The 20,095-nt window shown below is 75.2% G+C and carries 21 protein-coding genes; 11 read left to right on the top strand and 10 right to left on the bottom strand.

Annotated features, from left to right (window positions below; genetic code table 11):
- Positions 1–16: 16 nt before the first annotated feature.
- The 5 genes from OOK41_RS21140 to OOK41_RS21120 form a co-directional block, all read right to left on the bottom strand.
- Positions 17–682 carry a hypothetical protein gene (locus tag OOK41_RS21140; protein ID WP_117667572.1) on the bottom strand — a complete coding sequence of 222 codons (666 nt, stop codon included), beginning with the start codon at positions 680–682 and terminating at the stop codon, positions 17–19.
- Positions 679–3,363: an FtsK/SpoIIIE domain-containing protein gene (locus tag OOK41_RS21135; RefSeq protein ID WP_266266426.1), complete on the bottom strand. Its 2,685-nt coding sequence runs from the start codon at positions 3,361–3,363 to the stop codon at positions 679–681. The genes OOK41_RS21140 and OOK41_RS21135 overlap by 4 nt, the downstream gene beginning before the upstream one ends.
- Positions 3,356–4,393 (bottom strand): hypothetical protein, encoded by a 1,038-nt coding sequence (locus tag OOK41_RS21130; protein WP_266266425.1) that lies wholly within the window; start codon positions 4,391–4,393, stop codon positions 3,356–3,358. Before OOK41_RS21130 ends, OOK41_RS21135 begins: the two co-directional genes overlap by 8 nt.
- 8 nt (positions 4,394–4,401) lie before the next feature.
- Positions 4,402–4,662: a hypothetical protein gene (locus OOK41_RS21125; protein ID WP_074473389.1), complete on the bottom strand. Its 261-nt coding sequence runs from the start codon at positions 4,660–4,662 to the stop codon at positions 4,402–4,404.
- 209 nt (positions 4,663–4,871) lie between these two features.
- Positions 4,872–5,255, bottom strand: a complete 384-nt coding sequence (locus tag OOK41_RS21120; protein WP_117667568.1) for a hypothetical protein — start codon at positions 5,253–5,255, stop codon at positions 4,872–4,874.
- A 113-nt stretch (positions 5,256–5,368) separates the two neighbouring features.
- Between OOK41_RS21120 and OOK41_RS21115 the strand changes: the two genes are divergently transcribed.
- The 3 genes from OOK41_RS21115 to OOK41_RS21105 are packed head-to-tail and all read left to right on the top strand — an operon-like array spanning position 5,369 to position 8,465.
- Positions 5,369–7,924: an ATP-dependent Clp protease ATP-binding subunit gene (locus OOK41_RS21115; RefSeq protein WP_266266424.1), complete on the top strand. Its 2,556-nt coding sequence runs from the start codon at positions 5,369–5,371 to the stop codon at positions 7,922–7,924.
- Positions 7,925–7,941: 17 nt separating this feature from the next.
- Positions 7,942–8,115, top strand: a complete 174-nt coding sequence (locus OOK41_RS21110; RefSeq protein WP_266266423.1) for a hypothetical protein — start codon at positions 7,942–7,944, stop codon at positions 8,113–8,115.
- A complete protein-coding gene (locus OOK41_RS21105; protein WP_117667562.1) occupies positions 8,115–8,465 on the top strand; it encodes a DUF3140 domain-containing protein in 351 nt (116 codons plus the stop codon). Before OOK41_RS21110 ends, OOK41_RS21105 begins: the two co-directional genes overlap by 1 nt.
- Positions 8,466–8,595: 130 nt before the next feature.
- Here OOK41_RS21105 and OOK41_RS21100 read toward each other — a convergent pair whose 3' ends face one another.
- The 3 genes from OOK41_RS21100 to OOK41_RS21090 form a co-directional block, all read right to left on the bottom strand.
- The gene (locus OOK41_RS21100; protein ID WP_117667560.1) at positions 8,596–8,832 is read right to left on the bottom strand and encodes a hypothetical protein; all 237 of its coding nucleotides are present in this window, start codon (positions 8,830–8,832) and stop codon (positions 8,596–8,598) included.
- Between the two features lie 19 nt (positions 8,833–8,851).
- Positions 8,852–9,865, bottom strand: coding sequence for a LysR family transcriptional regulator (locus OOK41_RS21095; RefSeq protein WP_117667558.1), 1,014 nt, complete (start codon positions 9,863–9,865; stop codon positions 8,852–8,854).
- Positions 9,866–9,955: 90 nt separating this feature from the next.
- Positions 9,956–10,615, bottom strand: a complete 660-nt coding sequence (locus OOK41_RS21090; protein WP_266266422.1) for a hemerythrin domain-containing protein — start codon at positions 10,613–10,615, stop codon at positions 9,956–9,958.
- Between the two features lie 160 nt (positions 10,616–10,775).
- Between OOK41_RS21090 and OOK41_RS21085 the strand changes: the two genes are divergently transcribed.
- On the top strand, positions 10,776–12,104 hold the full coding sequence (locus OOK41_RS21085; RefSeq protein ID WP_266266421.1) for a M20/M25/M40 family metallo-hydrolase: 1,329 nt from the start codon (positions 10,776–10,778) through the stop codon (positions 12,102–12,104).
- A gap of 58 nt (positions 12,105–12,162) precedes the next feature.
- Positions 12,163–12,828: a hypothetical protein gene (locus OOK41_RS21080; protein ID WP_117667555.1), complete on the top strand. Its 666-nt coding sequence runs from the start codon at positions 12,163–12,165 to the stop codon at positions 12,826–12,828.
- Positions 12,829–13,022: 194 nt separating this feature from the next.
- On the opposite strand, the gene OOK41_RS21075 is transcribed toward OOK41_RS21080, so the two are convergent.
- Both OOK41_RS21075 and OOK41_RS21070 read right to left on the bottom strand, forming a co-directional pair.
- Entirely contained in the window at positions 13,023–13,214 is a 192-nt protein-coding gene (locus tag OOK41_RS21075; protein ID WP_036378156.1) for a DUF5703 family protein, read from the bottom strand.
- 87 nt (positions 13,215–13,301) lie between these two features.
- Positions 13,302–14,273, bottom strand: a complete 972-nt coding sequence (locus tag OOK41_RS21070; RefSeq protein ID WP_117667554.1) for an aldo/keto reductase — start codon at positions 14,271–14,273, stop codon at positions 13,302–13,304.
- A 197-nt stretch (positions 14,274–14,470) separates the two neighbouring features.
- Between OOK41_RS21070 and OOK41_RS21065 the strand changes: the two genes are divergently transcribed.
- The 6 genes from OOK41_RS21065 to mshC all read left to right on the top strand — a co-directional run bounded on the left by OOK41_RS21065 (position 14,471) and on the right by mshC (position 20,011).
- Positions 14,471–15,523, top strand: coding sequence for an LLM class F420-dependent oxidoreductase (locus OOK41_RS21065; RefSeq protein WP_266266420.1), 1,053 nt, complete (start codon positions 14,471–14,473; stop codon positions 15,521–15,523).
- On the top strand, positions 15,520–16,356 hold the full coding sequence (locus tag OOK41_RS21060) for an undecaprenyl-diphosphate phosphatase (protein ID WP_117667552.1): 837 nt from the start codon (positions 15,520–15,522) through the stop codon (positions 16,354–16,356). Before OOK41_RS21065 ends, OOK41_RS21060 begins: the two co-directional genes overlap by 4 nt.
- Positions 16,357–16,445: 89 nt before the next feature.
- On the top strand, positions 16,446–17,156 hold the full coding sequence (locus OOK41_RS21055; RefSeq protein ID WP_266267923.1) for a histidine phosphatase family protein: 711 nt from the start codon (positions 16,446–16,448) through the stop codon (positions 17,154–17,156).
- Positions 17,157–17,277: 121 nt separating this feature from the next.
- The gene (locus OOK41_RS21050; protein ID WP_266266419.1) at positions 17,278–17,862 is read left to right on the top strand and encodes a DUF3090 domain-containing protein; all 585 of its coding nucleotides are present in this window, start codon (positions 17,278–17,280) and stop codon (positions 17,860–17,862) included.
- On the top strand, positions 17,859–18,677 hold the full coding sequence (locus OOK41_RS21045; protein WP_266266418.1) for an SCO1664 family protein: 819 nt from the start codon (positions 17,859–17,861) through the stop codon (positions 18,675–18,677). Before OOK41_RS21050 ends, OOK41_RS21045 begins: the two co-directional genes overlap by 4 nt.
- 95 nt (positions 18,678–18,772) lie before the next feature.
- Positions 18,773–20,011, top strand: coding sequence for a cysteine--1-D-myo-inosityl 2-amino-2-deoxy-alpha-D-glucopyranoside ligase (gene mshC / locus OOK41_RS21040; protein WP_266266417.1), 1,239 nt, complete (start codon positions 18,773–18,775; stop codon positions 20,009–20,011).
- Positions 20,012–20,095 lie beyond the last annotated feature (84 nt).

Genomic DNA, 20,095 nt, shown 5'->3' with positions numbered 1-20,095 from the left:
TGCCCGGTGGTCCCGTTCAGCGGGTGAGCACCAGCAGCACGCCGGTGGTGACCAGGCCCGCCACCAGGACGACGGTGACCGGCCGGGGCGACAGGACCGCGTGCCGGCGGTCGGCGAGCCGCTTGGCCAGGGCCAGCCCGACCAGCGGGCCGAGCAGCGTCACCACCAGCGCCAACACCGGCAGCCCCACTGCCAGGTCGCCGCCGTTGCGGGCGCCGAGCGCGCGGGCGCCCGCGCCGAGGGCGAACATCAGCGCCGCCCCCAGCACGCCGCACAGCGCCAGCAGCGGGTTTGCCGACGCGGGCAGCTCACCGGGCTGCCGGGTCCGGTCCAGCAGGCCGCGCACCCCGTGCAGCAGCAGCAGCGGGTCGCCCGAGGCGTCCCGGGCCGGGCCGGGCGGGTCCCCGACCCGGCGGGCGCCGGAACCCAGCCTGGCCCGTAGCTGCTGCCACAGGTGGGCGGCCTCGGCGTCCACCCGCTCCACCAGCTCGCGCGCGGCGACCGCCTCCTGCTCGGCGTACCGGAGCTGCTCGGTGGCCTCGGCGACGGCCCGCTCGGCGGCGGCGCACTGCTGTTCGTGCCAGGTACGGGCCTCGGCGCGCTGGGTGCGCACCCGGTCGGTCAGCTCGGCCAGCCGACGCACCTGCGCCGCGTACGTCTCGCTGGTCACCGGTTCGTTCATGCCGACGGTCCGTAGGGGATGATGACCTGGCCGGTGCGGTGCGCCGCCCGGTCGAAGAAGAGCCCCCGCCACGGCCGGGGGTACCAGTCCGGCCCCCCGGTGCCCGGGTACAGCGACGAGCCCAGCTCGGCACCCTGCACGTCGAGGGCCACCCAGGCGCCGATCTGGTCGGTGCGGGCGGCCGGCCCGCCGAGGTCCACCCGCATCCGGGCCACGCCGCGCCACCAGGCCAGCACGTGGGTCCGCCGCTCCGGCCCGTCGTGCAGGATCCGGCGTAGCTGCTCCAGCCCGGTCCGCCCGCCGGCCCGCGCGGCCAGCCGGCCGGCCGCCGCGTCGACCGCGTACAGCAGCAGGTAGTGCGGGTTGGCCGGGGTGCCCGGCCGGTCCAGGGCCGCGGCCGTCTCGGCCATCAGCTCCGGCACGGTCTCGTCGTCGTACCAGGCGGCGTCGTCGGCGAGGTCGGCGTACAGCTCCCGGGCGGCCGGGTCGGCGTCCGGGTCGAGGCAGGCGATGGAGAACCGGGCCGTGCCGGGACGGTGCTGGCGGGCCAGGGACCGGGCGGCGGCGTCCAGCACCGCGCACGCCTCGTCGACCCGGGTGCCCAGCACCGCCAGGTTGCGTCCGGGCGCCCGGGGCAGCCGCAGCACCGCCGAGCGGGCCTGCACGTCGATGATCTCCCCGAGCAGCGCGACCGGGCTGCGCGGCGGCCCGTCGCCCTCGGGCGGGGTCAGCGCCCGGAAGTCCGGGGCGTCGCGCAGCCGGGGGATCGCGTCGCCGTCGAACAGCCGGGCCGGCTTCGCGTCCTGCGGGCGCATCCGCCACAGCCGGTGCTGCAACTCGCTCCAGGCGTCCCAGTCGCTGGCCGACGGGATGCGGGCCACCTCGTTGCCCTCCGCCAGCCCCGACTCGGCGTTGACCACGGCGTGGTGGCGGGGCAGCGACTGGGCGGCATCGTTGCGCTCGGCCAGGATGCGCAGCGCCTTGGGCAGCGCGATACGCAGGGTGAACTGGGCGACCAGCGCCGGACGCCCCCACAGCGCCTCGATGCCCCGCACGTCCTGCGAGGCCAGCACCAGGTGGATGCCCTGGGAGCGGCCCCGGCGGGCCAGGTCCTCCAGCAGGTCGGCGGCCTCCCGGGCCACCACCTCCCGGCCGGCCAGCAGCGCCTGGAACTCGTCGACCACGGCGACGATCCGGGGCCAGTGCCCGGTCGGGTCGACCGCCCGCAGCTCGGCGAGCTTGGTCACCTCGTGCTTCTTCGCCGCGTCGGCCCGCCGGCGCAGCTCCTCGGCGAGGAAGCGCAGCAGGGCCAGCCCGAACTCCCGGTCGGTGTTGACGTTGATCCCGACCAGCCGCATGTGCGGCAGCCAGCTCGGGTCCCGCCGGCCCTGGGCGAACCGGGCGAAGGACACCCCCTCCTTGAAGTCGAGCAGGTAGAACTCCAGCTCGGCTGGGGAGTACCGGGACGCCAGCGCGCCGATCCAGGCGAAGATCAGATTGGTCTTGCCGGTGCCCGAGGGGCCGCCGATCAGCGCGTGCGGCGGGTAGTCGCCGAGGTTGAGTAGCACCGGCCGGCCGTGCGGGCCCTCGCCGATCGGCGCGGTCAGCCCGGTGGACGAGTCCTCCCGCCACATCTGCTCGGGCGGCGGCAGCAGGTCGGTGAACGGAGCCGGCGGGGGACCGGCGTTGACCCGGGCGGCGACCTCCCGGCAGGTCTCGGTGACCAGCGTGGCCGGGGGCGGCGGGTCCAGGGTCACCGGCAGGCCGGGCGGCCCGCCGACCCGGGCGCCGTCCGGGCCCACCACGACCCGGGTGACCGTGGGGTCGGCGGGCACCAGCACGCCCCGCACCACCAGGTGCACCCCGCACGCCGCGCCGGTGCGGACCACCCGGTCGAGCTGGCCGCGCTCGTGCCGGGACAGCTCGTCGCCGCCGAGCAGCACCGCCACCCGCCACGGCTCCGGGCGGCGGCCGGTCGCGGCGGCCAGCTCGCGCACCGAGCGGTACTCGCCGGCCAGCACCGTCTCGTTGATCCGGCGGATCTGCTCCACCAGGTCGTCCAGCAGCCGGCCCAGCCCGCCGGGCCCGACGAAGGTGAGCAGCCCGGCGGTGCCCAGCGGGGCGAACCCGGCCAGCCCGCCGCCGAGGTGCTCCGGGTCGTACCCGAACAGCCGCACCGCGCCCGGGTCGGCCCGGCCCAGGCTGCGCAGCAGCAGCGCCGGCACCACGGCGGCCCCGCCGTCGGCCTCGGCCCCGGTCAGGTGCACGTGCCCGGCGTCGAGCAGCGGCACCAGCGCCGGCACCGGCTCCGCGCCGGGGATGCGGACGGCGCCGATCCGGACCGCGCCGGGCGGCTCGCCGCGCCCGGCCGGCGTGGCGGTCCACCGCGCCCAGTCGGCGGAGGCCGCGCCGGGGGCCTCCCGGTGGGCGGCGTCGACGGCCCGGCCGGCCAGCTCGGCGATCCGGGCGGCGTGCCGGGCGTCGATCTCGGCCAGCCGCCGGTCCCGCTGCGCCCCCACCCGTGCCGGCACCGCCGCGGCGGCGTGCTCGACCCGGGCCAGCCGGTCCCGGGCGGCGGCGAGTTCGGCATCGGCGGCGGCGAGCCGGCCCCGGGTGGCGCCCAGCGCCTCGGAGAGCATGCCGCGCACCCGGGTCACCAGTTGGGTGCGCCGGTCAGCCATCGGAGTCCCGGCGGGCGGCGCTCCCGGCGGGCGGCGCGGGCGGGCGGCCCCGGGCGGCCCGGTCCCGGGCGTCCCGCTCCCGGGCGGCGCGCTCCTGCGTCGCCTGGTCCCAGGCGTCCCGCTCGGCCTCGCGGCGCTTCTCCCGGGCGGGCTCGCCGGCCGGGTCGGGTTCGCGGTCGTCGCGGGGCAGATCCCTGCCGAGGCGGACCAGCAGCACGGCGGTCGCCACGCCGGCGGTGACCGCCGGGTCGGCGGCGTGCGGCTGTTCCTCGCCGCTGCCGCGCTGCGGCGGGGGCATCCGGCAGATCCTGGTCAGCAGCGTCTCCAGCGCCGGCGGGGGCAGCCCGGGGAGCAGGTCGCGGACCCGGCCCTCCAACTCCCGGCGCAGCCGGGCCAGGTCGTCGGCGCGGGGCGGGTGGCCGAGCAGCTCGCCGGCCAGCTCGCGCAGCAGCGGCGGGGCGATCGCGGCCAGGCCGAGGCCGACGTCGGCGTGCGCGCCGCGCAGCTCCCGGTGCAGCCGGTCCCGGTCGCCGGAGCGGACCCCGTCGACCACCCGGCGCAGCAGCTCACGGGAGTCGCCGACCTTCTCGTCCGGCGCGTCCGGCGCGCCCTCCCGGTCGCCGGTCAGCTCCGCCACCCGCACCGCCCACCAGCGGCGCAGCACCGGGTTGTCGTCCTGGGCGGGCGGCGGCTGCTCCCCGGCGGCGGGCGGCGCGCCGCGCGGCGCGTCGTGCACCTGCCGGTCGCCGGCCGGGCGGGCCGCGGGGGCGCCGTCGGGGGCCAGCCCGATCGCCGCCAGGTACGCCGACAACTGCTCCTGCGCCACCCGCAGCGCGTGCCCGGCCGACTCGGCGTGCTCGGTGGCGGCGGACAGCTCGGGCACCCCCATCGGGTTGGCCGACTCCTGCCGTACCCAGCGCAGCCGCTCGGTGGCCTGGCCGAACTTCTCCAGCGCCAGGGCGAGCTGCGCGATCGGGAGCTCCTCGGCGGCGGCCCGCACCTGCGCCCCGACGTCCTCGATGATGGACACGCCCGCCCCTACAGGGTCGAGACGTAGAGCTGCGCCTGCTCCACCGCGACGAGGGTCGCCGCGAGGCACTCCTCCAGCTCCTGGCTGGCCTGCGTCAGCGAGGCCTGCGCCGCCTCGACAGTCTCGTGCCCGCTGCCCTCCAGGGCCCCGGCCAGGGTCTGCTGCGCCTCGGCGAGCTTTTCGCCGGCCGCCTGCACGGCGCTCTGCCCGTCACCGATCTGTTGGAGGGCGACATCGATGGCTGCCTTCAGCTCGGCGACGCTCGCCACGTAGACCTCCTGGGGGCGGGGAGATCTCCATTACAACCCATCCCCGACAGGGAGAGAACATCCGCCCTGTCGGTGTTGCCGTATGCCTGTCCGCTCACCGTCCTGACGTGCGGGAAGTCCGCCCGGCGGCGCGGCGGTGGTCCCGTCCGTGGGTCGTTCGGTCCCGTCAATCGGACCGGCGGCGGGGCTGCCGCCGCGGTCGCGGCCCGCTAGGACCCGCCGCGCAGCCAGCGCGGGCCCCGCACCTCCGCCCCGAGGACGCCCACCCGGCCGCGCAGCTCCCGGTCGGCGGTGACCACCAGCCGTCGGCGGTTCGCGGTGGCGCCGACCAGCTCCACGATGGCGTCGTCGCCGGAGCCCGGCGCGGCCACCACCCGGACCCCGGGCACCGCCGGCACCCCCCGCGCCGCGCCCTCCACCACCAGCACCACCTCGGCGGGCCCGGGCAGCAGCGGCGGCAGCCCGCCGTCGGCCACCGGGGCCAGGGCGTCGCGCAGCCGGGCCGCGGCCCCGGCCCGGTCCCGCCACCAGCCGTCGGGGCGGGACCCCACGACGTTGGCGGCGTCCACGATCAGCAGCGGCCTCGCATCCATGGGTCCAGCCTGCCATCCGGGGGCGTTTGTCGCGCCGGTCGCCGGGTAGCCACCGCCGTCCGTGCCGGCGGAGACTGCACCGGCGAGCGTGCCCGACCGCGGGAGGCAAAGACATGATGGGACCCGGCGACTTCGGCTCCGACCCGTGGGACGAGTTCCTGGCCCGGTACTTCGGCCGGGGCGAGGGGGGACGCCGGCCGGCGCACCGGGTCGACATCACCCGGCTGATGACCGCCGACGCGCGGGAGATGCTCGCCGACGCGGCCCGCCGGGCGGCCCAGCGGCACAGCAACGACCTGGACACCGACCACCTGCTCTGGGCGGCGTTGCAGCGGGAGCCGCTGCGCGACCTGGTCCGGCGGGCCGGCGCCGACCCCGACGCCCTGGTCAACGCCCTGGGCGGGCGTGGCGACGGCGCACCCCGGGGCGAGGTGCCGCCGAACCTGTCGCTGACCCCGGCGGCCAAGCGGGCGCTGCTCGACGCCCACCAGCTCTCCCGCGCGATGGGCGCCAACTACATCGGCCCCGAGCACATCCTGATGGCGTTGCCGCTGAACCCGGAGTCGCCGGCCGGCCGGATGCTCGCCGCCGGCCGGATCCAGCCCGAGTCGCTCCAGGCGGCCAGCGCCGAGCGTGGCCCGATGACCGGTCCGAGACCCGACCGGGGCACCCCGACCCTCGACCAGTACGGCCAGGACCTCACCGAGCTGGCCCGCAACGACCAGATCGACCCGGTGATCGGGCGCTCCGACGAGATCGAACAGGCGGTGGAGATCCTCTCCCGGCGGACCAAGAACAACCCGGTGCTGATCGGCGAGGCGGGCGTCGGCAAGACCGCGATCGTGGAGGGGCTGGCCGAGCGGATCTGCGACGGCGACGTGCCGCAGACCCTGCTCGGCAAGCGGGTGGTGCAGCTCGACCTCGCCGGGCTGGTGGCCGGCACCCGCTACCGCGGCGACTTCGAGGAGCGGCTGAAGAAGGTCATCGACGAGATCCGCGCCCACCGCGACGAGTTGATCATCTTCCTGGACGAGATCCACACCCTGGTCGGCGCCGGCGGGGCGGGCAGCGAGGGCGGCATGGACGCGTCCAACATGCTCAAGCCGGCGCTGGCCCGCGGCGAGCTGCGGGTGATCGGCGCGACCACGCTGGACGAGCACCGGCGCAGCATCGAGAAGGACGCCGCGCTGGCCCGCCGGTTCCAGCCCGTGCTGGTGCCCGAGCCCACCGTGGAGGACACCGTGGCCATCCTGCGCGGCCTGCGGGACCGCTACGAGGCCCACCACCAGGTCCGGTTCACCGACGAGGCGCTGGTCGCCGCCGCCGAGCTGTCCGACCGGTACGTCACCGACCGGTACCTGCCGGACAAGGCGATCGACCTGATCGACCAGGCCGGCGCCCGGGTCCGGCTGCGTACCCGGACCCCCGCCTCCGACGTGCGGGAGCTGGAGCAGCGGCTCGACGAGGTACGCCGGGACAAGGAGCAGGCGGTCGCCGACGAGCAGTACGAGCGGGCCTCCGCCCTGCGCGACCAGCTCGCCGACCTGGAGGCGCAGATCGGCCGGGCCAAGGGCGACGACGGCAGCGGCTCCCAGGTGCCGGCCGTCGGTCCGGAGGAGATCGCCGAGGTGGTCTCCCGGGCCACCGGCATCCCGATCGCCCAGCTCACCGAGGAGGAACGGGACCGGCTGCTGCGGCTGGAGGGGCACCTGCACGAGAAGGTGGTCGGCCAGGACGACGCGGTCGGCGCGGTCGCCGAGGCGGTGCGCCGCTCGCGGACCGGGTTGGCCGACCCGAACCGGCCGATGGGCAGCTTCCTGTTCCTCGGCCCCACCGGAGTCGGCAAGACCGAGCTGGCCCGGGCCCTGGCCGAGGCGCTGTTCGGCGAGGCCGACCGGATGGTGCGGCTGGACATGAGCGAGTTCCAGGAGCGGCACACCGTCGCCCGGCTGGTCGGCGCGCCCCCCGGCTACGTCGGGTACGAGGAGGCCGGCCAGCTCACCGAGGCGGTGCGCCGCCGCCCGTACGCGGTGGTGCTGCTCGACGAGATCGAGAAGGCCCACCCCGACGTGTTCAACGTCCTGCTCCAGGTGCTCGACGACGGCCGGCTCACCGACAGCCAGGGCCGGACGGTCAACTTCAAGAACACCGTCCTGATCATGACCAGCAACCTGGGCTCGGAGCTGATCACCGGCAGCCAGCGCGCGGTCGGTTTCGGCGCCGGCGCTGCCGGCGCGGAGGGGGAGAACGAAGAACTGCGCGAGCGGCTGATGCGCCGGCTCCAGGAGAACTTCCGGCCGGAGTTCCTCAACCGGATCGACGAGGTGATCATCTTCCAGCGGCTGGAGCAGCAGCAGCTGCGCCAGATCACCGAGCTGATGCTGGAGGAGACCCGGCGCCGGCTGCACGCCCAGGACATCGGGGTGGACTTCACCGTCGCCGGGATCGACTGGATCGCCGAGCACGGCTACCAGCCGGAGTTCGGCGCCCGCCCGCTGCGGCGGGTGATCCAGCGCGAGGTGGACAACCGGCTGTCGCGGATGCTGCTGGAGCACGCGATCTCGCCGGGACAGCGGGTGACCGTGGACGTCCGCGACGACGCGCTCGCCTTCGAGGTGGCCGCCGGCGACCGGGACTACTCCGCGGCCACCACGTCCCACCCGCGGTGAGCCGGCGGGGGGCGGAGATGACCGAACCCGAGGAGAGCGGCGAGGAGAACCCACCCGACGCGGCCCGGACCGAACCGATCCTGGCCCCGCCGACGGCCAACCCCGCCCGGGTGCGGGTGCCGCCGGAGGGCCTGCATACCCACACCGGCGAACCGGAACCGTCCGGGCCGCCGCCCGCAGAGGAGGCGTGATGGCACGCGAGGCGCGACTCGATCCCGAGGTCGAGGTGCTCTGGGAGGACTTCCACGCCGAGGTGAACGTCACCTCCGAGCAACTGCGTAGCTGGCTGCTGACCCGAGGCTCCGGCGAGGAGTCGTTCGGGCCGGACCCAGCCCTCGACCTGCCCGAGCCGGGCCGGCAGATCCTCGCCGTGCTGCGCAAGCGCAAGGTCGACCTGACCCCGGAGGACATCGAGGTGATGCGGGACGCCATCGACCGGATCCGGGCGCTGACGGCGGCCCGCCCGAAGGGCGGCAACAGCGACGACGAGTGGCGGCACTCGCTGCTCGACCTCGGCCACGACGTCCTCGTGGAACGCTGACGCCGCCGGCAGGGCCCGCGTCGGCCGCTCACCGACCTCCTGCGGCCCGCCCGCGCCGTTCGCCGGACCGGGCCCGTCGGTCAGCGGTCCCCGCGTGCGGGCCGCACACGGGGACCGGGGTGGGCGACGGTCACTCCGACTCCATGCTGCCGATCTGCAACCCGGCGACGTCCGCGGCGGCCTGGCGCTCGCCGCGCGCCCGTTCCTCCCGGCTGAGCAGGGTGGCGTACTCGGTGATGTCGGCGGGGTCGGGGACCTGGGGCAGCCGGCGCAGGAACGCCTCCACGTCCCGGGAGGCGGCGGTGTGCGCGGCGGCGGCCTCCCGCAGCGTCTCCCGGTCGTCGGCGGTGGGGTAGAGATCGGTCATGCCGCCCAGTTACCCACCGTCAGGCGGTTCGCACCCCGGAACCCGTCCCGCCGGGCACCGGCCCGGCCGGGGCGGGTCGGCGCACCCCGAACTCCGGGTGCCGCAGCAGCCAAGCCAGGTAGTCCGGGTGCGCGGCGAGCGAGTCGGTGTACGCCGACACCGCCGCGTCCAGCACCTCGCCGGCGAAGCCCACCTCGGACGAGTCCGGGTGCCAGCCCAGCATGAGCCGCCAGCGCAGCGGCGTCCCGGCCAGCCGGCGGGTCACCAGCCCGGGAACGGCACGGAAGGTGGCCTGGCACAGCGCCACCGCCGCGCCGGTCTCCACCAGGTCGATGCAGCCGCGCACGTCGGCCTCGTACATCTTGCTGGGGGTGAAGCCGTCGCGGGCGCAGGCGGCGGCGAAGCAGTCGCCGAAGCAGCCGTCGCCGGGGGCCGCGACCCACTGCTCCCCGCGCAGGTCCACCAGGCGAACCTCGTCCCGCTCGGTTACCGGATGCCCCTCGGGCAGCAGCACCTGCACCGGCTCCATCGCCACCTCCCGCCAGGTCAGCCCGTTCCCGGCCGGCGGCAGCGAGTCGCCGCAGACCCCGACCAGGGCGTAGTCCAGCCGGCCACCGCCGACGAGCTGGGCCAGCTCGTCGGCGGACCAGGAGGCGTACGTGGTGATCTGGGCCTGGGGGTGCTCGGCGGCGAGCCGGTGCACCAGCCGGCCGAGGATCGGGCTGTTCACCCCGCCGAACCGGTACCGGGCGGGCGTCGGGCCGGCGCCGGCCAGCCGGGCCGCCTCGTCCTGTAGGCCCTGCATGGCCGGCAGCAGGACCCGGGCCCGGGACAGCACCAGCTCGCCGAGGGCGGTGGGCCGGGAGCCCCGCCGGTCCCGTTCGAACAGCGGGCCGCCGAGGGCCCGCTCGATGCGTTGGAGCTGGGCGGTGAGCGCCGGCTGGGCCAGGCCGAGCGTGGATGCCGCCTTGGTCACGCTCCCCGTCTCCGCGATGGCGCAGACCACCCGCAGGTGTCGCAGCTCCAGATTCATAGGGTGACGGTATGGCCACCCGGGGATCGACGGAAGGCCCTGGGTGTATCGGAGTTGACCGATATCCGGTCTGGCCCGCCCGGTATTCGGTCAGGCCGGCGGTCGCCGCGCCTCCGACGCGGCCTCCGACGTGGCCTCCGACCGGCCCGTCCCCGGCTCCAGATCCGCCGGGTACGTCGGCCTGCGGGTCACCGCGTCGCGGACCTTGTCCACCACGCCCATCGCCGGTTCGACGATGCGGTTCCACGGCGGCGTCGCCGGGGTGCCCGGGTGCGGCCGGCTCGGCGCCGCCTCCTCGGCGATCTCCCACCGGTTGCCCAGTCGGATCAGCTCCGCGTCGGTGGCCACCTCGCGCAGCGGGGTGACCAGCTCGGTGACCCGGGCGGCGTGCCGGCGCACCCGCTCGGCCACGTCGGCCAGCGCGGGATCGGCCGAACCGGTCAGCGCCTTCAGGGCGGTCAGCAGCGCGCCGGCCGCCGCAAGCTCCCGGTCGACCTGCTCGCCGGCCTGCGGCAGGGCGGCCCGCACGGCGGGGAACAGGTACTGCTCCTCCGCCGACAGGTGCCGGGAGACCGCGGCGGTGAGCACCTGGACCAGGTCGCCGGGCGCCGAATCCGGGTCACCGACGCGGTCGGCCAGGTCCAGCAACTGCCGGTGCTCCTGGTCGACGATGTCGACCAGGCTGCGTCCGCCGGGCCGGTATCCCTGCTGCTCGGGCACGGGCGGCAACGGGGGCAGGGGGACGGTCATGGTGCCCTCCTCGGTGGCGGGCGCGACCGCCGGCGGGGTGCGGCGGGCACGGCCCGGTGGGCGGTGCGGGACGCGACCGGCGGTACCCGGCGCGCGCCCACGCGAAACGGGGTGCCGGCCGGGCGACCTGCCCGACGGTGGCGGCTGGTATGAAGAACCGATGACCAGCGACCCCGCTTCCGCCCGACCCGACCCCGCCGACGAGGTCGTCGGCCTCTGCCGCGACCTGCTGCGCATCGACACCACGAACACCGGGGACAACGCCACCAGCGTCGGGGAGCGCGCCGCGGCCGAGTACGTCGCGGAGAAGCTGGCCGAGGTCGGCGTCGACGTGGTGCTCCACGAGTCCGCCCCGGGCCGGGCCAACCTCGTCGCCCGCATCCCCGGCACCGACCCCGGCCGGGACGCGCTGCTGGTGCACGGCCACCTCGACGTCGTGCCCGCCGACCCCGACGAGTGGTCGGTGCACCCGTTCTCCGGGGAGGTCCGCGACGGCTACCTGTGGGGCCGGGGCGCGATCGACATGAAGGACTTCGACGCCATGGTGCTGACCGTGGTGCGGCACTGGCAGCGCACCGGCGTCCGGCCGGCCCGCGACATCGTGCTGGCGTTCACCGCCGACGAGGAGGCCGGCGGCGACTACGGCGCGCACTTCCTCACCCAGCACCACCGCGACCTCTTCGACGGCTGCACGGAGGCGATCGGCGAGGTCGGCGGCTTCTCGTACTCGGTCGACGAGTCCCAGCGGCTCTACCTGATCGAGACGGCCGAGAAGGGCATCGACTGGCTGCGGCTGCACGCCAAGGGCCGGCCCGGCCACGGCTCGATGGTGCACGACGACAACGCGGTCACCGCCCTCGCCGAGGCGGTGGCCCGCATCGGCCGGCACCGCTTCCCGGTGGTCGTCACCGACACCGTGCGGGCGTTCCTGGAGGAGGTCTCCGACCTGCTCGGCGTCGAGCTGGACCCGGAGGACCCGGAGGCCGCCATCGCCAAGCTCGGCCCGATCGCCAACATCATCGGCGCGACGATCCGCAACACCGCCAACCCGACCCGGCTCGCCGCCGGCTACAAGGACAACGTCATCCCCGGCCGGGCCACCGCCACCATCGACTGCCGCAGCCTGCCGGGCCAGTCCGAGCTGCTGGAGCAGCAGCTACGCGAGCTGGTCGGCCCGGACATCGCGATCGAGTACATCCAGCGCCAGCCCGCCCTGGAGACCACCTTCGACGGCGACCTGGTCGACGCCATGTCCGTGGCCCTGCGCGCGGAGGACCCGGGCGCCCGGCCGGTGCCGTACATGCTCTCCGGCGGCACCGACGCCAAGGCATTCTCCCAGCTCGGCATCCGCTGCTTCGGCTTCGCGCCGTTGCGGCTGCCCGCCGACCTCAACTTCTCCGCCCTGTTCCACGGCATCGACGAGCGGGTTCCGGTGGACGGACTACAGTTCGGCGTGCGGGTTCTCGACCGGTTCCTCCGGAGTTGCTGACCGTGTCCGTTGCCCTACCGTCCGGCGCGGAACATCCCCCATTGCGAAGGGAACGCACATGACCGACCAGCACGGTGAGCTGGACGCCGCCCTGGAGCGGGTGATCGACGCCGCCCGCGCGCACCTGGCCGCCGTCCGGTCCGCCCAGGGCCGCATCGACGACGACAACGTCTGGCAGGCGTACGTCGCGCTGAACAACGCCTCCTTCGCGTACGACGAGCAGTTGCTCGACGCGTTCGGCGAGGTCACCCCCTGGGACGTGGAGTCCATCGACCCCGACGAGGCCGACGAGCGTTTCGGTGCCGTCGAGGGGGTCGAGGCCACCGACCCGCACCCCCGGGTCATCTCGGTGCGCCAGCGCCGCGACTACCGGGTGCCCAGCGTCGCCGCGCTGATCCGGGTCGCCGAGGCGGCCCGCCGCGAGGGCACCCCCGAGGACGACGAGCCGGCACCCGTCGAGGGGGTCGGCGAGGCGGTGCTGGAGCTGCTCCAGAGCGGCGACGGCTCGCTCAGCGCGCTGGACGTCCCGGAACTGGAACCGCTCGACGGCGTGGTCATGGTCAGCGAGGTCGGCACCCCCGTCGACCTGGAGTCGTTCGACGACGACGACCCGGTGGGCCCGTTCCAGCCCGCCGCCGACGACCGTCTCGTGGGCCGCCTCGACGAGCACCCGTTCCTTGACCTCGACGACGAGGAGCACGACCACGCGGGGCACCGCCACTAGGCCGTGGCCGCCCCGGGGCCCGAGCTTTCGCTCGCGCCCCGGGGCGGCGCCGCCGCACCGTGTTTGCCCCAGGGCCCGAGCTTCCGCCCACGCCTCGGGGCGGCGCCGCCGCACCGTGTTTGCCCCAGGGCCCGAGCACCCGCCCACGCCCCGGGGCAGCGCCGCACCGCGGTCGCCCGGCGGCGACCCGGCGCTCAGTACGACAGGCCCGGCTGGGGCTGGTTGACCCGGCGGCGGCGCAGCACGACCTGCCGCGTGCCGTCCCGGTACAGCCGCACCCGGGCCAGCTCCCAGCCCGAGAACTCCGCCTGGATCGCCAGCTGCGCCGCGGCGGTCAACCGGTCGACGTTCGAGGGCAACCGTAGCGGCGCGTATTCGTAGTCCATGAGTACCATGCTGCCCAGCCCGCCGGCCGTTCGCCACCCTTCCCCAGGTGACCGCCGCCTCCGCCCCGACCTGCGCGGCGGTCGGGGTCAGCCGTCCCGCTCGGGGTAGCCCACCGGCACCGCCGACACGTCGTCGAGCGCGACCACGATCTCGTCGGGCAGGGCCATCCGCTCCACCTGGAGCGCGCCGAGGAGCTGCCCGACCGTCCGGGCGCCGAGGATCGGGGCCGTCACCCCGGGCCGGTCCCGGATCCAGGCCAGCGCCACCTCCAGCGGCGACACCCCCAGCCCGCCGGCCGCCGTGGCCACCGCCTCCACGATGCTGGAGCAGCGCGGCTCCAGGTAGGTCGCCACGAAGGGCTCGAAGTGCGCCGACGCGGCCCGCGAGTCCGCCGGCCGGCCGTGCCGGTACTTGCCGGTGAGCACCCCCCGACCCAGCGGCGACCAGGGCAGCATCCCCAGGCCCAGCGCCGCGCAGGCCGGCAGCACCTCACGCTCCACCCCCCGCTCCAGCAGCGAGTACTCCACCTGGGCGGCCACCACCGGGGCCCGCCCCGGCCAGGCCGCCTGCCACGCCGCCGCCCGCGCGGTCTGCCAACCGGAGAAGTTCGACACCCCGACGTAGCGGACCCGGCCGCTGGCCACCGCGTGGTCGAGTGCCGCCAGGGTCTCCTCCAGCGGGGTGTCCGGGTCGTACCCGTGCACCTGCCACAGGTCGACGTGGTCCGTGCCGAGCCGGCGCAGCGAGGCGTCCAGCGTGCGCAGCAGGTGGCCCCGGGAGTTGTCCCGGCGCCGGGCGCTGCCCGGCCGTAGCCCCGCCTTCGTCGCGATCAGCAGCTCGTCGCGGGGGACCAGGCCGCCCAGCAGCGACCCGATCACCGCCTCCGCGTCCCCGTCGCCGTACACGTCGGCGGTGTCCACCAGGTTGCCGCCCGCGTCGAGGAAGCTCTTCAGTTGGGCGGCCGCGTCGTCGGCGTCGGTGTCCCGGCCCCAGGTCATGGTGCCGAGCGCGAGCCGGGAAACCGCCAGCCCGCTTCGGCCGAGCGGTCGCTGTTGCATGGGTGAACCTTATTTCGAACCCGCCGCCACCGATATCCTCGCTCCCGTCAAGTTCCTGCCAGCCCCTTCGGTCGGCGGGATTCCCACCCCACCGGCCGGTTCGCCCCGGTTGAGACGTTCCGGGTGAGCCGGTGATCGGCTCCGCCGCCGGCATTGCGTAACCTGATGCGACCTGTGCTGCGGATGGGGGAGGACCAGTGCGACTCGGGCTCAGCCTCGGTTACCAGACGGCGTGGAGCACACCCGCCGACCACCTGGCGCTCGCCCAGGAGGCGGACCGGCTCGGCTACTCGGTGGTGTGGGCCGCAGAGGCATACGGCTCCGACTCGCCGAGCATTCTGGCCTGGATCGCCGGGCAGACGGAACGGATCGACGTGGGCAGCGCGGTGATGCAGATCCCCGCCCGCACCCCGGCGATGACCGCCATGACGGCGGCGACCATCGACGCGCTCTCCGGTGGCCGGTTCCGGCTCGGCCTGGGCGTCTCCGGGCCGCAGGTCTCCGAGGGCTGGCACGGCGTGCGCTTCGCCAAGCCCCTCGCCCGCACCCGGGAGTACGTCGACATCGTCAAGCTCGCCGTCGCCCGCAAGCCGGTCGCGTACGACGGCGAGTTCTACCCGCTGCCGCTGCCCGACGGCCCGGGCAAGGCGCTGCGGCTCGGCTTCCACCCGCCCCGCGAGCAGGTCCCGATCTACCTCGCCGCCGTCGGTCCGAAGAACCTGGAGCTGGCCGGCGAGATCGCCGACGGCTGGCTGGCCGTCTTCTACGCCCCCGAGTACGCCGAAGAGCAGCTCGCCGCCGTGCGGGCCGGCCGGGCGAAGGCCGGCAAGGAGTTGGCCGGCTTCGACGTCGTTCCCTCGGTCCCGGTGGTCATCGGCGACGACGTCGCCTCCTGCGCTGAGCTGGTCCGTTTCTACGCCGCCCTCTACGTCGGCGGCATGGGCAGCCGGCAGCAGAACTTCTACAACCAGCTCGCCACCCGGATGGGCTACGGCGACGCCGCCCGCGAGGTGCAGGACCTCTACCTGGCCAAGCGGCAGCGCGACGCCGCCGCCGCGGTGCCGACGGAGTTCATCGACCGCACCTCGCTGCTCGGGCCGAAGGAGCGCATCGCCGAGCGGCTGGGCGAGTACGCCGCCGCCGGCGTCACCACCCTGTCGGTGACCCTCTTCGTGGCCGACCGGGACAGCGGCGTGCAGACCCTGCGCACCGTCGCCGAGGCGCTGGACCTTGCCGGAGTCGGCGAGTGACCTGGATCGAAGCCATCGTCCTGGGCGTCGTCCAGGGCCTGACCGAGTTCCTGCCGGTCAGCTCGTCGGGGCACCTGCGGATCACCTCGGCCATCTTCTTCGGCCGCGACGCCGGAGCCTCGTTCACCGCCGTCACCCAGCTCGGCACCGAGGCGGCCGTGCTGATCTACTTCGCCAAGGACATCTGGCGAATCACCCGGGTCTGGCTGGTCGGCATTGTCGACCGCTCGGTGCGCAGCAGCCTCGACTACCGGATGGGCTGGTACGTGATCGTCGGCTCCGTCCCGATCGGGGCCTTCGGCTTCCTGTTCAAGGACCAGATCAAGACCGCCGGCCGGAACCTGTGGCTGGTCGCCACCACCCTGATCGTCTTCGCCTTCGTGCTCGCCTTCGCCGAGTACTGGGGCCGGCAGGCCCGCACCCTGGAGAACTTCCGGATGCGCGACGGCATCGTGATGGGCTTCGCCCAGGCGATGGCGCTGATCCCCGGGGTGTCCCGATCCGGCGGCACGCTCACGGCCGGACTGCTGCTCAACCTCACCCGGGAGACGGCGGCGCGGTACTCGTTCCTGCTGGCCATCCCCGCCGTGGTGATGTCCGGGGTGTTCAGCCTCGGCGACGTGTTCGAACCGTCCGCGCCCGGCACCGCCGCGCCGAGCGGGGCGCAGTTGGTGGTCGCCACGCTGATCGCCTTCGCCATCGGTTACGCCGCCATCGCCTGGCTGTTGCGCTACGTCGCCCACCACACCCTGTACGTCTTCGTGCTGTACCGGGTCGCCCTGGGCACCCTGGTCCTCGCCCTCCTGATGACCGGCACCCTCTCCGCCACCTAGCACGTCCCCCCACCCCACCCCCGTCCTTTTGATCACCGCCGCCCGGGGGTGGGGCCGGTGGCCGTGGGGGAGCGCAACCTCGACATAGGCTGGGCGGCGTGGCGACTCTTCTCCTCCTGCGGCACGGCCGCACCACCGCCAACGCCGACGGCGGCCTCGCCGGCCGGCAGCCCGTCGAACTGGACGACACCGGGCGGGCCCAGGCCACGGCGGTGGGCGAGCGGCTGCGCGGGCTGCCCCTCGCCGCGGTGGTGACCAGCCCGCTGATCCGCTGCCGGCAGACCCTGGAACTCGCGCTCCCGCAGGCCAGCCCGACCGTGGACGAGGGGCTGATCGAGTGCGGGTACGGCAGCTGGGAGGGGCAGCCGCTGAAGAAGCTGGCCAAGGAGCCGCTCTGGCCGGTGGTCCAGCAGCACCCGAGCGCCGCCACCTTCCCCGGGGGCGAGTCGATGGCCGCGATGGCGGCGCGGGCGGTCGCGGCGGTACGCACCTGGGACGCGCGGATCACCGCCGAGCACGGTCCCGAGGCGGTCTGGCTGGCATGCAGCCACGGCGATGTGATCAAGGCCATCGTGGCGGACGCGCTGGGCGTACACCTGGATCTCTTCCAGCGCATCGTCGCGGACCCGGCGTCGGTGACGGCGATCCGGTACACGCCGCTGCGGCCGTTCCTGGTGCGGCTCAACGACACCGGTGGTGACCTGGCCGCGCTGGTGCCGCCGCCGCGCAAGCGGCGGCGGGCGGCGAAGTCGACGGACTCCGACGCCGCCGTGGGCGGGGGAGCCGGGGCGGCGCGGTGAGGCGCCCGGCGGGCCCCGCCGGACCGGGGCGGACCTCACGGTACGCGCGCGGGTGCGCGCGGGCGCGTTTCACGGTCGGTGGGGTGCGCGACGCCGTGGCGGGCCGGATAGGGTCGTGGGTATGACCCACCAGGTGCACGCCTTCGAGCCGCCGGAGCGGTTCGTCGCCGGGACGGTCGGGGCGCCCGGGGAGCGCACGTTCTTCCTGCAGGCGCGCGGCGGTGGCCGGCTGGTCAGCGTCGCGCTGGAGAAGGTCCAGGTGTCGCTGCTCGCCGAGAAGCTGGAGGAGTTGCTGACCGAGGCGCAGCGCCGCTTCGGTGTGCAACTGCCCGAGCCGCCGGCCTCCGTGGGCGACAACGACCCGCTGGACACGCCGGTCGACGAGGAGTTCCGGGTCGGCACCCTCGGGCTGGCCTTCGACGTCGACACCGCCACCGTGGTGATCGAGGCGATCGCCGCCGGTGAGGGGGAGGCCGAGGTCGAGCTCGGCGGCCCCGAGGAAGACGACGAGGAGGACCCCGACGACGAGGAGCCGGACGAGGACCTCGACCGGCTGCGCGTCCGGTTGACCCCGGAGGCGACCCGCGAGTTCATCGAGCGGGCCCGCCGGGTGGTCAACGCCGGTCGCCCGCCCTGTCCGCTCTGTGGGCAGCCGCTGGACCCCGCCGGGCACCTGTGCCCGCGGCACAACGGTTATCACCGGTGACGTCGTCCGAACTCCAACCCCGCCAGGACGGCGCGGCGACCCTGCGGTTGCTGCGAGACGGTGAACTGACCGTCGAGGGCCGGCTGGTCGACGCCTCGAACGCCACCCTGCTCGGCGCGCTCACCCTCGACGGGATGAGCGCGCGTTGCGTCTACAAGCCGGTGCGGGGCGAGCGGCCGTTGTGGGACTTCCCCGACGGCACCCTCGCCGGGCGGGAGGTCTCGGCGTACCTGGTCTCCCGGGCCACCGGCTGGGACCTGGTGCCGCCGACGGTGCTGCGGGACGGCGCGTTCGGCCCGGGCTCCTGTCAGCTGTGGATCGACGAGCCGTCCGACGCCGAGCCGCTGGTCGGGTTCGTGCCCGCCGGGACGGTGCCGCCGCGCTGGTTCCCGATCGCGGCGGCCCGGGACGACGACGGCACCCCGTACGCCCTGGCGCACGCCGACGACCCGCGCCTGGCCCGGCTGGCCGTGCTCGACGCGGTGATCAACAATGCCGACCGCAAGGGGGGCCACGTGCTGGTCGGCCCGGACGACCGGATCTACGGCGTCGACCACGGGGTGAGCTTCCACGTGGAGGAGAAGCTGCGTACCGTGCTGTGGGGCTGGGCCGGCCGGGGGCTGCCGCCGGACGCGCTGGAGATGCTCGCCGACCTCGCCGACCAGCTCGCCGGCGCCCTCGGCGAGGAACTCGGCGAGCACCTGACGATCCGCGAGATCGCGCAGGTCGCCGCCCGGGTGGGCCGGCTGCGCGACGCCGGCCACTTCCCGCAGCCGCCGGAGGACTGGCCGGCGATGCCCTGGCCACCCATGTGACGGTGGGCCGGCGGCCGGGCCGAGGCGAGAGGCTGTCATGTTGATCACCCATGGGGTGGCTCCGGTGCGCCGGGTGGCTCGTTAGGCTGACGGTCATGGAGTCTTGGGTGGGGCATGAGGTGCCACGGCTGCCCGGCAGAGGCGGCCCCCTGATGTTGTTCGACTCGGCGCGGCGCGGTGTCCATCCCAGTCGACCCGACGGCACCGCCACCATGTACGTCTGCGGCATCACCCCGTACGACGCGACCCACCTGGGCCACGCCGCCACAATGATCACCTTCGATCTGGTACAGCGGGTGTGGCGGGACTCCGGCCTGACGGTGCGGTACGTGCAGAACGTCACCGACATCGACGATCCGTTGCTGGAGCGGGCCGAGCGCGACGGCGAGGACTGGAAGGTCCTGGCGATGCGGGAGACCGCGTTGTTCCGGGAGGACATGGAGGCGCTGCGGATCATCCCGCCGGCGCACTACGTCGGCGCGGTGGAGTCGATCCCGGACATCGCCGACAAGGTCCTCCTGCTACTCAAGGACGGCGCGGCGTACCGGCTCGACGACGGCACCGGCGACGTGTACTTCGACATCACCGCCGTCCCGGCGTTCGGCTACGAGTCGAACCTGTCCCGGCCGGAGATGCTGGAGATCTTCCCCGAGCGCGGTGGCGACCCGGACCGGGCGGGCAAGCGGGACCCGCTGGACCCGCTGCTGTGGCGGGGGGCCCGCGAGGGCGAGCCGTCCTGGCCCGGCGGCGACCTCGGCCCGGGCCGCCCGGGCTGGCACATCGAGTGCGCGGTGATCGCGCTGAACCTGCTGGGCGAGACCATCGACGTGCAGGGCGGCGGGAACGACCTGATCTTCCCGCACCACGAGTGCTCCGCCGCGCACGCGGAGCGGCTGACCGGGCGGTCGCCGTTCGCCAACCACTACGTGCACGCCGGCATGATCGGCCTGGACGGCGAGAAGATGTCGAAGTCCAAGGGGAACCTGGTCTTCGTCTCCCGGCTGCGCGCCGACCGGGTGGACCCGGTGGCGGTCCGGCTCGGGCTGATGGCCGGGCACTACCGCGCCGACCGCACCTGGACCGACGAGCTGCTGGCCGCCGCGCACGAGCGCCTGGCCCGGTGGCGTCGGGCCGCCGCCGCCACCGCCGGCCCGTCCGGGGTCGAGCTGCTGGCCGCGGTACGCGCCCGGCTCGCCGACGACCTCGACACCCCCGGCGCGATCGCGGTCGCCGACGCCTGGGCCGAGCGGGCCCTCGCCGGCGAGGGAACGGACCGGGAGGCCCCGCCCCTGTTCGCCGCCACCCTGGACGCCCTCCTGGGCCTCCACCTCTAGCCCCACCCCACCCCCACCCCCACCCCACCCGCCCACCCACCCCACCCCACCCGCCGATCATGGAGGCGTGGTGCCCGGCGAAGG

The sequence above is a fragment of the Micromonospora sp. NBC_01655 genome, assembly GCF_026339755.1.
Classification (GTDB): domain Bacteria; phylum Actinomycetota; class Actinomycetes; order Mycobacteriales; family Micromonosporaceae; genus Micromonospora.
The sequence above is the reverse complement of the archived record's forward strand: the minus strand, read 5'-3'. Positions and strand labels throughout refer to the sequence as shown.

Coding starts and splice junctions, on each gene's coding strand:
- OOK41_RS21105 (WP_117667562.1), top strand. CDS start 8,115: ATGGCACGCGAGGCGCGACTCGATCCCGAGGTCGAGGTGCTCTGGGAG.
- OOK41_RS21110 (WP_266266423.1), top strand. CDS start 7,942: ATGACCGAACCCGAGGAGAGCGGCGAGGAGAACCCACCCGACGCGGCC.
- OOK41_RS21090 (WP_266266422.1), bottom strand. CDS start 10,615: ATGACCGTCCCCCTGCCCCCGTTGCCGCCCGTGCCCGAGCAGCAGGGA.
- OOK41_RS21100 (WP_117667560.1), bottom strand. CDS start 8,832: ATGACCGATCTCTACCCCACCGCCGACGACCGGGAGACGCTGCGGGAG.
- OOK41_RS21095 (WP_117667558.1), bottom strand. CDS start 9,865: ATGAATCTGGAGCTGCGACACCTGCGGGTGGTCTGCGCCATCGCGGAG.
- OOK41_RS21120 (WP_117667568.1), bottom strand. CDS start 5,255: ATGGATGCGAGGCCGCTGCTGATCGTGGACGCCGCCAACGTCGTGGGG.
- OOK41_RS21140 (WP_117667572.1), bottom strand. CDS start 682: ATGAACGAACCGGTGACCAGCGAGACGTACGCGGCGCAGGTGCGTCGG.
- OOK41_RS21075 (WP_036378156.1), bottom strand. CDS start 13,214: ATGGACTACGAATACGCGCCGCTACGGTTGCCCTCGAACGTCGACCGG.
- OOK41_RS21115 (WP_266266424.1), top strand. CDS start 5,369: ATGATGGGACCCGGCGACTTCGGCTCCGACCCGTGGGACGAGTTCCTG.
- OOK41_RS21135 (WP_266266426.1), bottom strand. CDS start 3,363: ATGGCTGACCGGCGCACCCAACTGGTGACCCGGGTGCGCGGCATGCTC.
- OOK41_RS21050 (WP_266266419.1), top strand. CDS start 17,278: ATGACCCACCAGGTGCACGCCTTCGAGCCGCCGGAGCGGTTCGTCGCC.
- OOK41_RS21070 (WP_117667554.1), bottom strand. CDS start 14,273: ATGCAACAGCGACCGCTCGGCCGAAGCGGGCTGGCGGTTTCCCGGCTC.
- OOK41_RS21080 (WP_117667555.1), top strand. CDS start 12,163: ATGACCGACCAGCACGGTGAGCTGGACGCCGCCCTGGAGCGGGTGATC.
- OOK41_RS21085 (WP_266266421.1), top strand. CDS start 10,776: ATGACCAGCGACCCCGCTTCCGCCCGACCCGACCCCGCCGACGAGGTC.
- mshC (WP_266266417.1), top strand. CDS start 18,773: ATGGAGTCTTGGGTGGGGCATGAGGTGCCACGGCTGCCCGGCAGAGGC.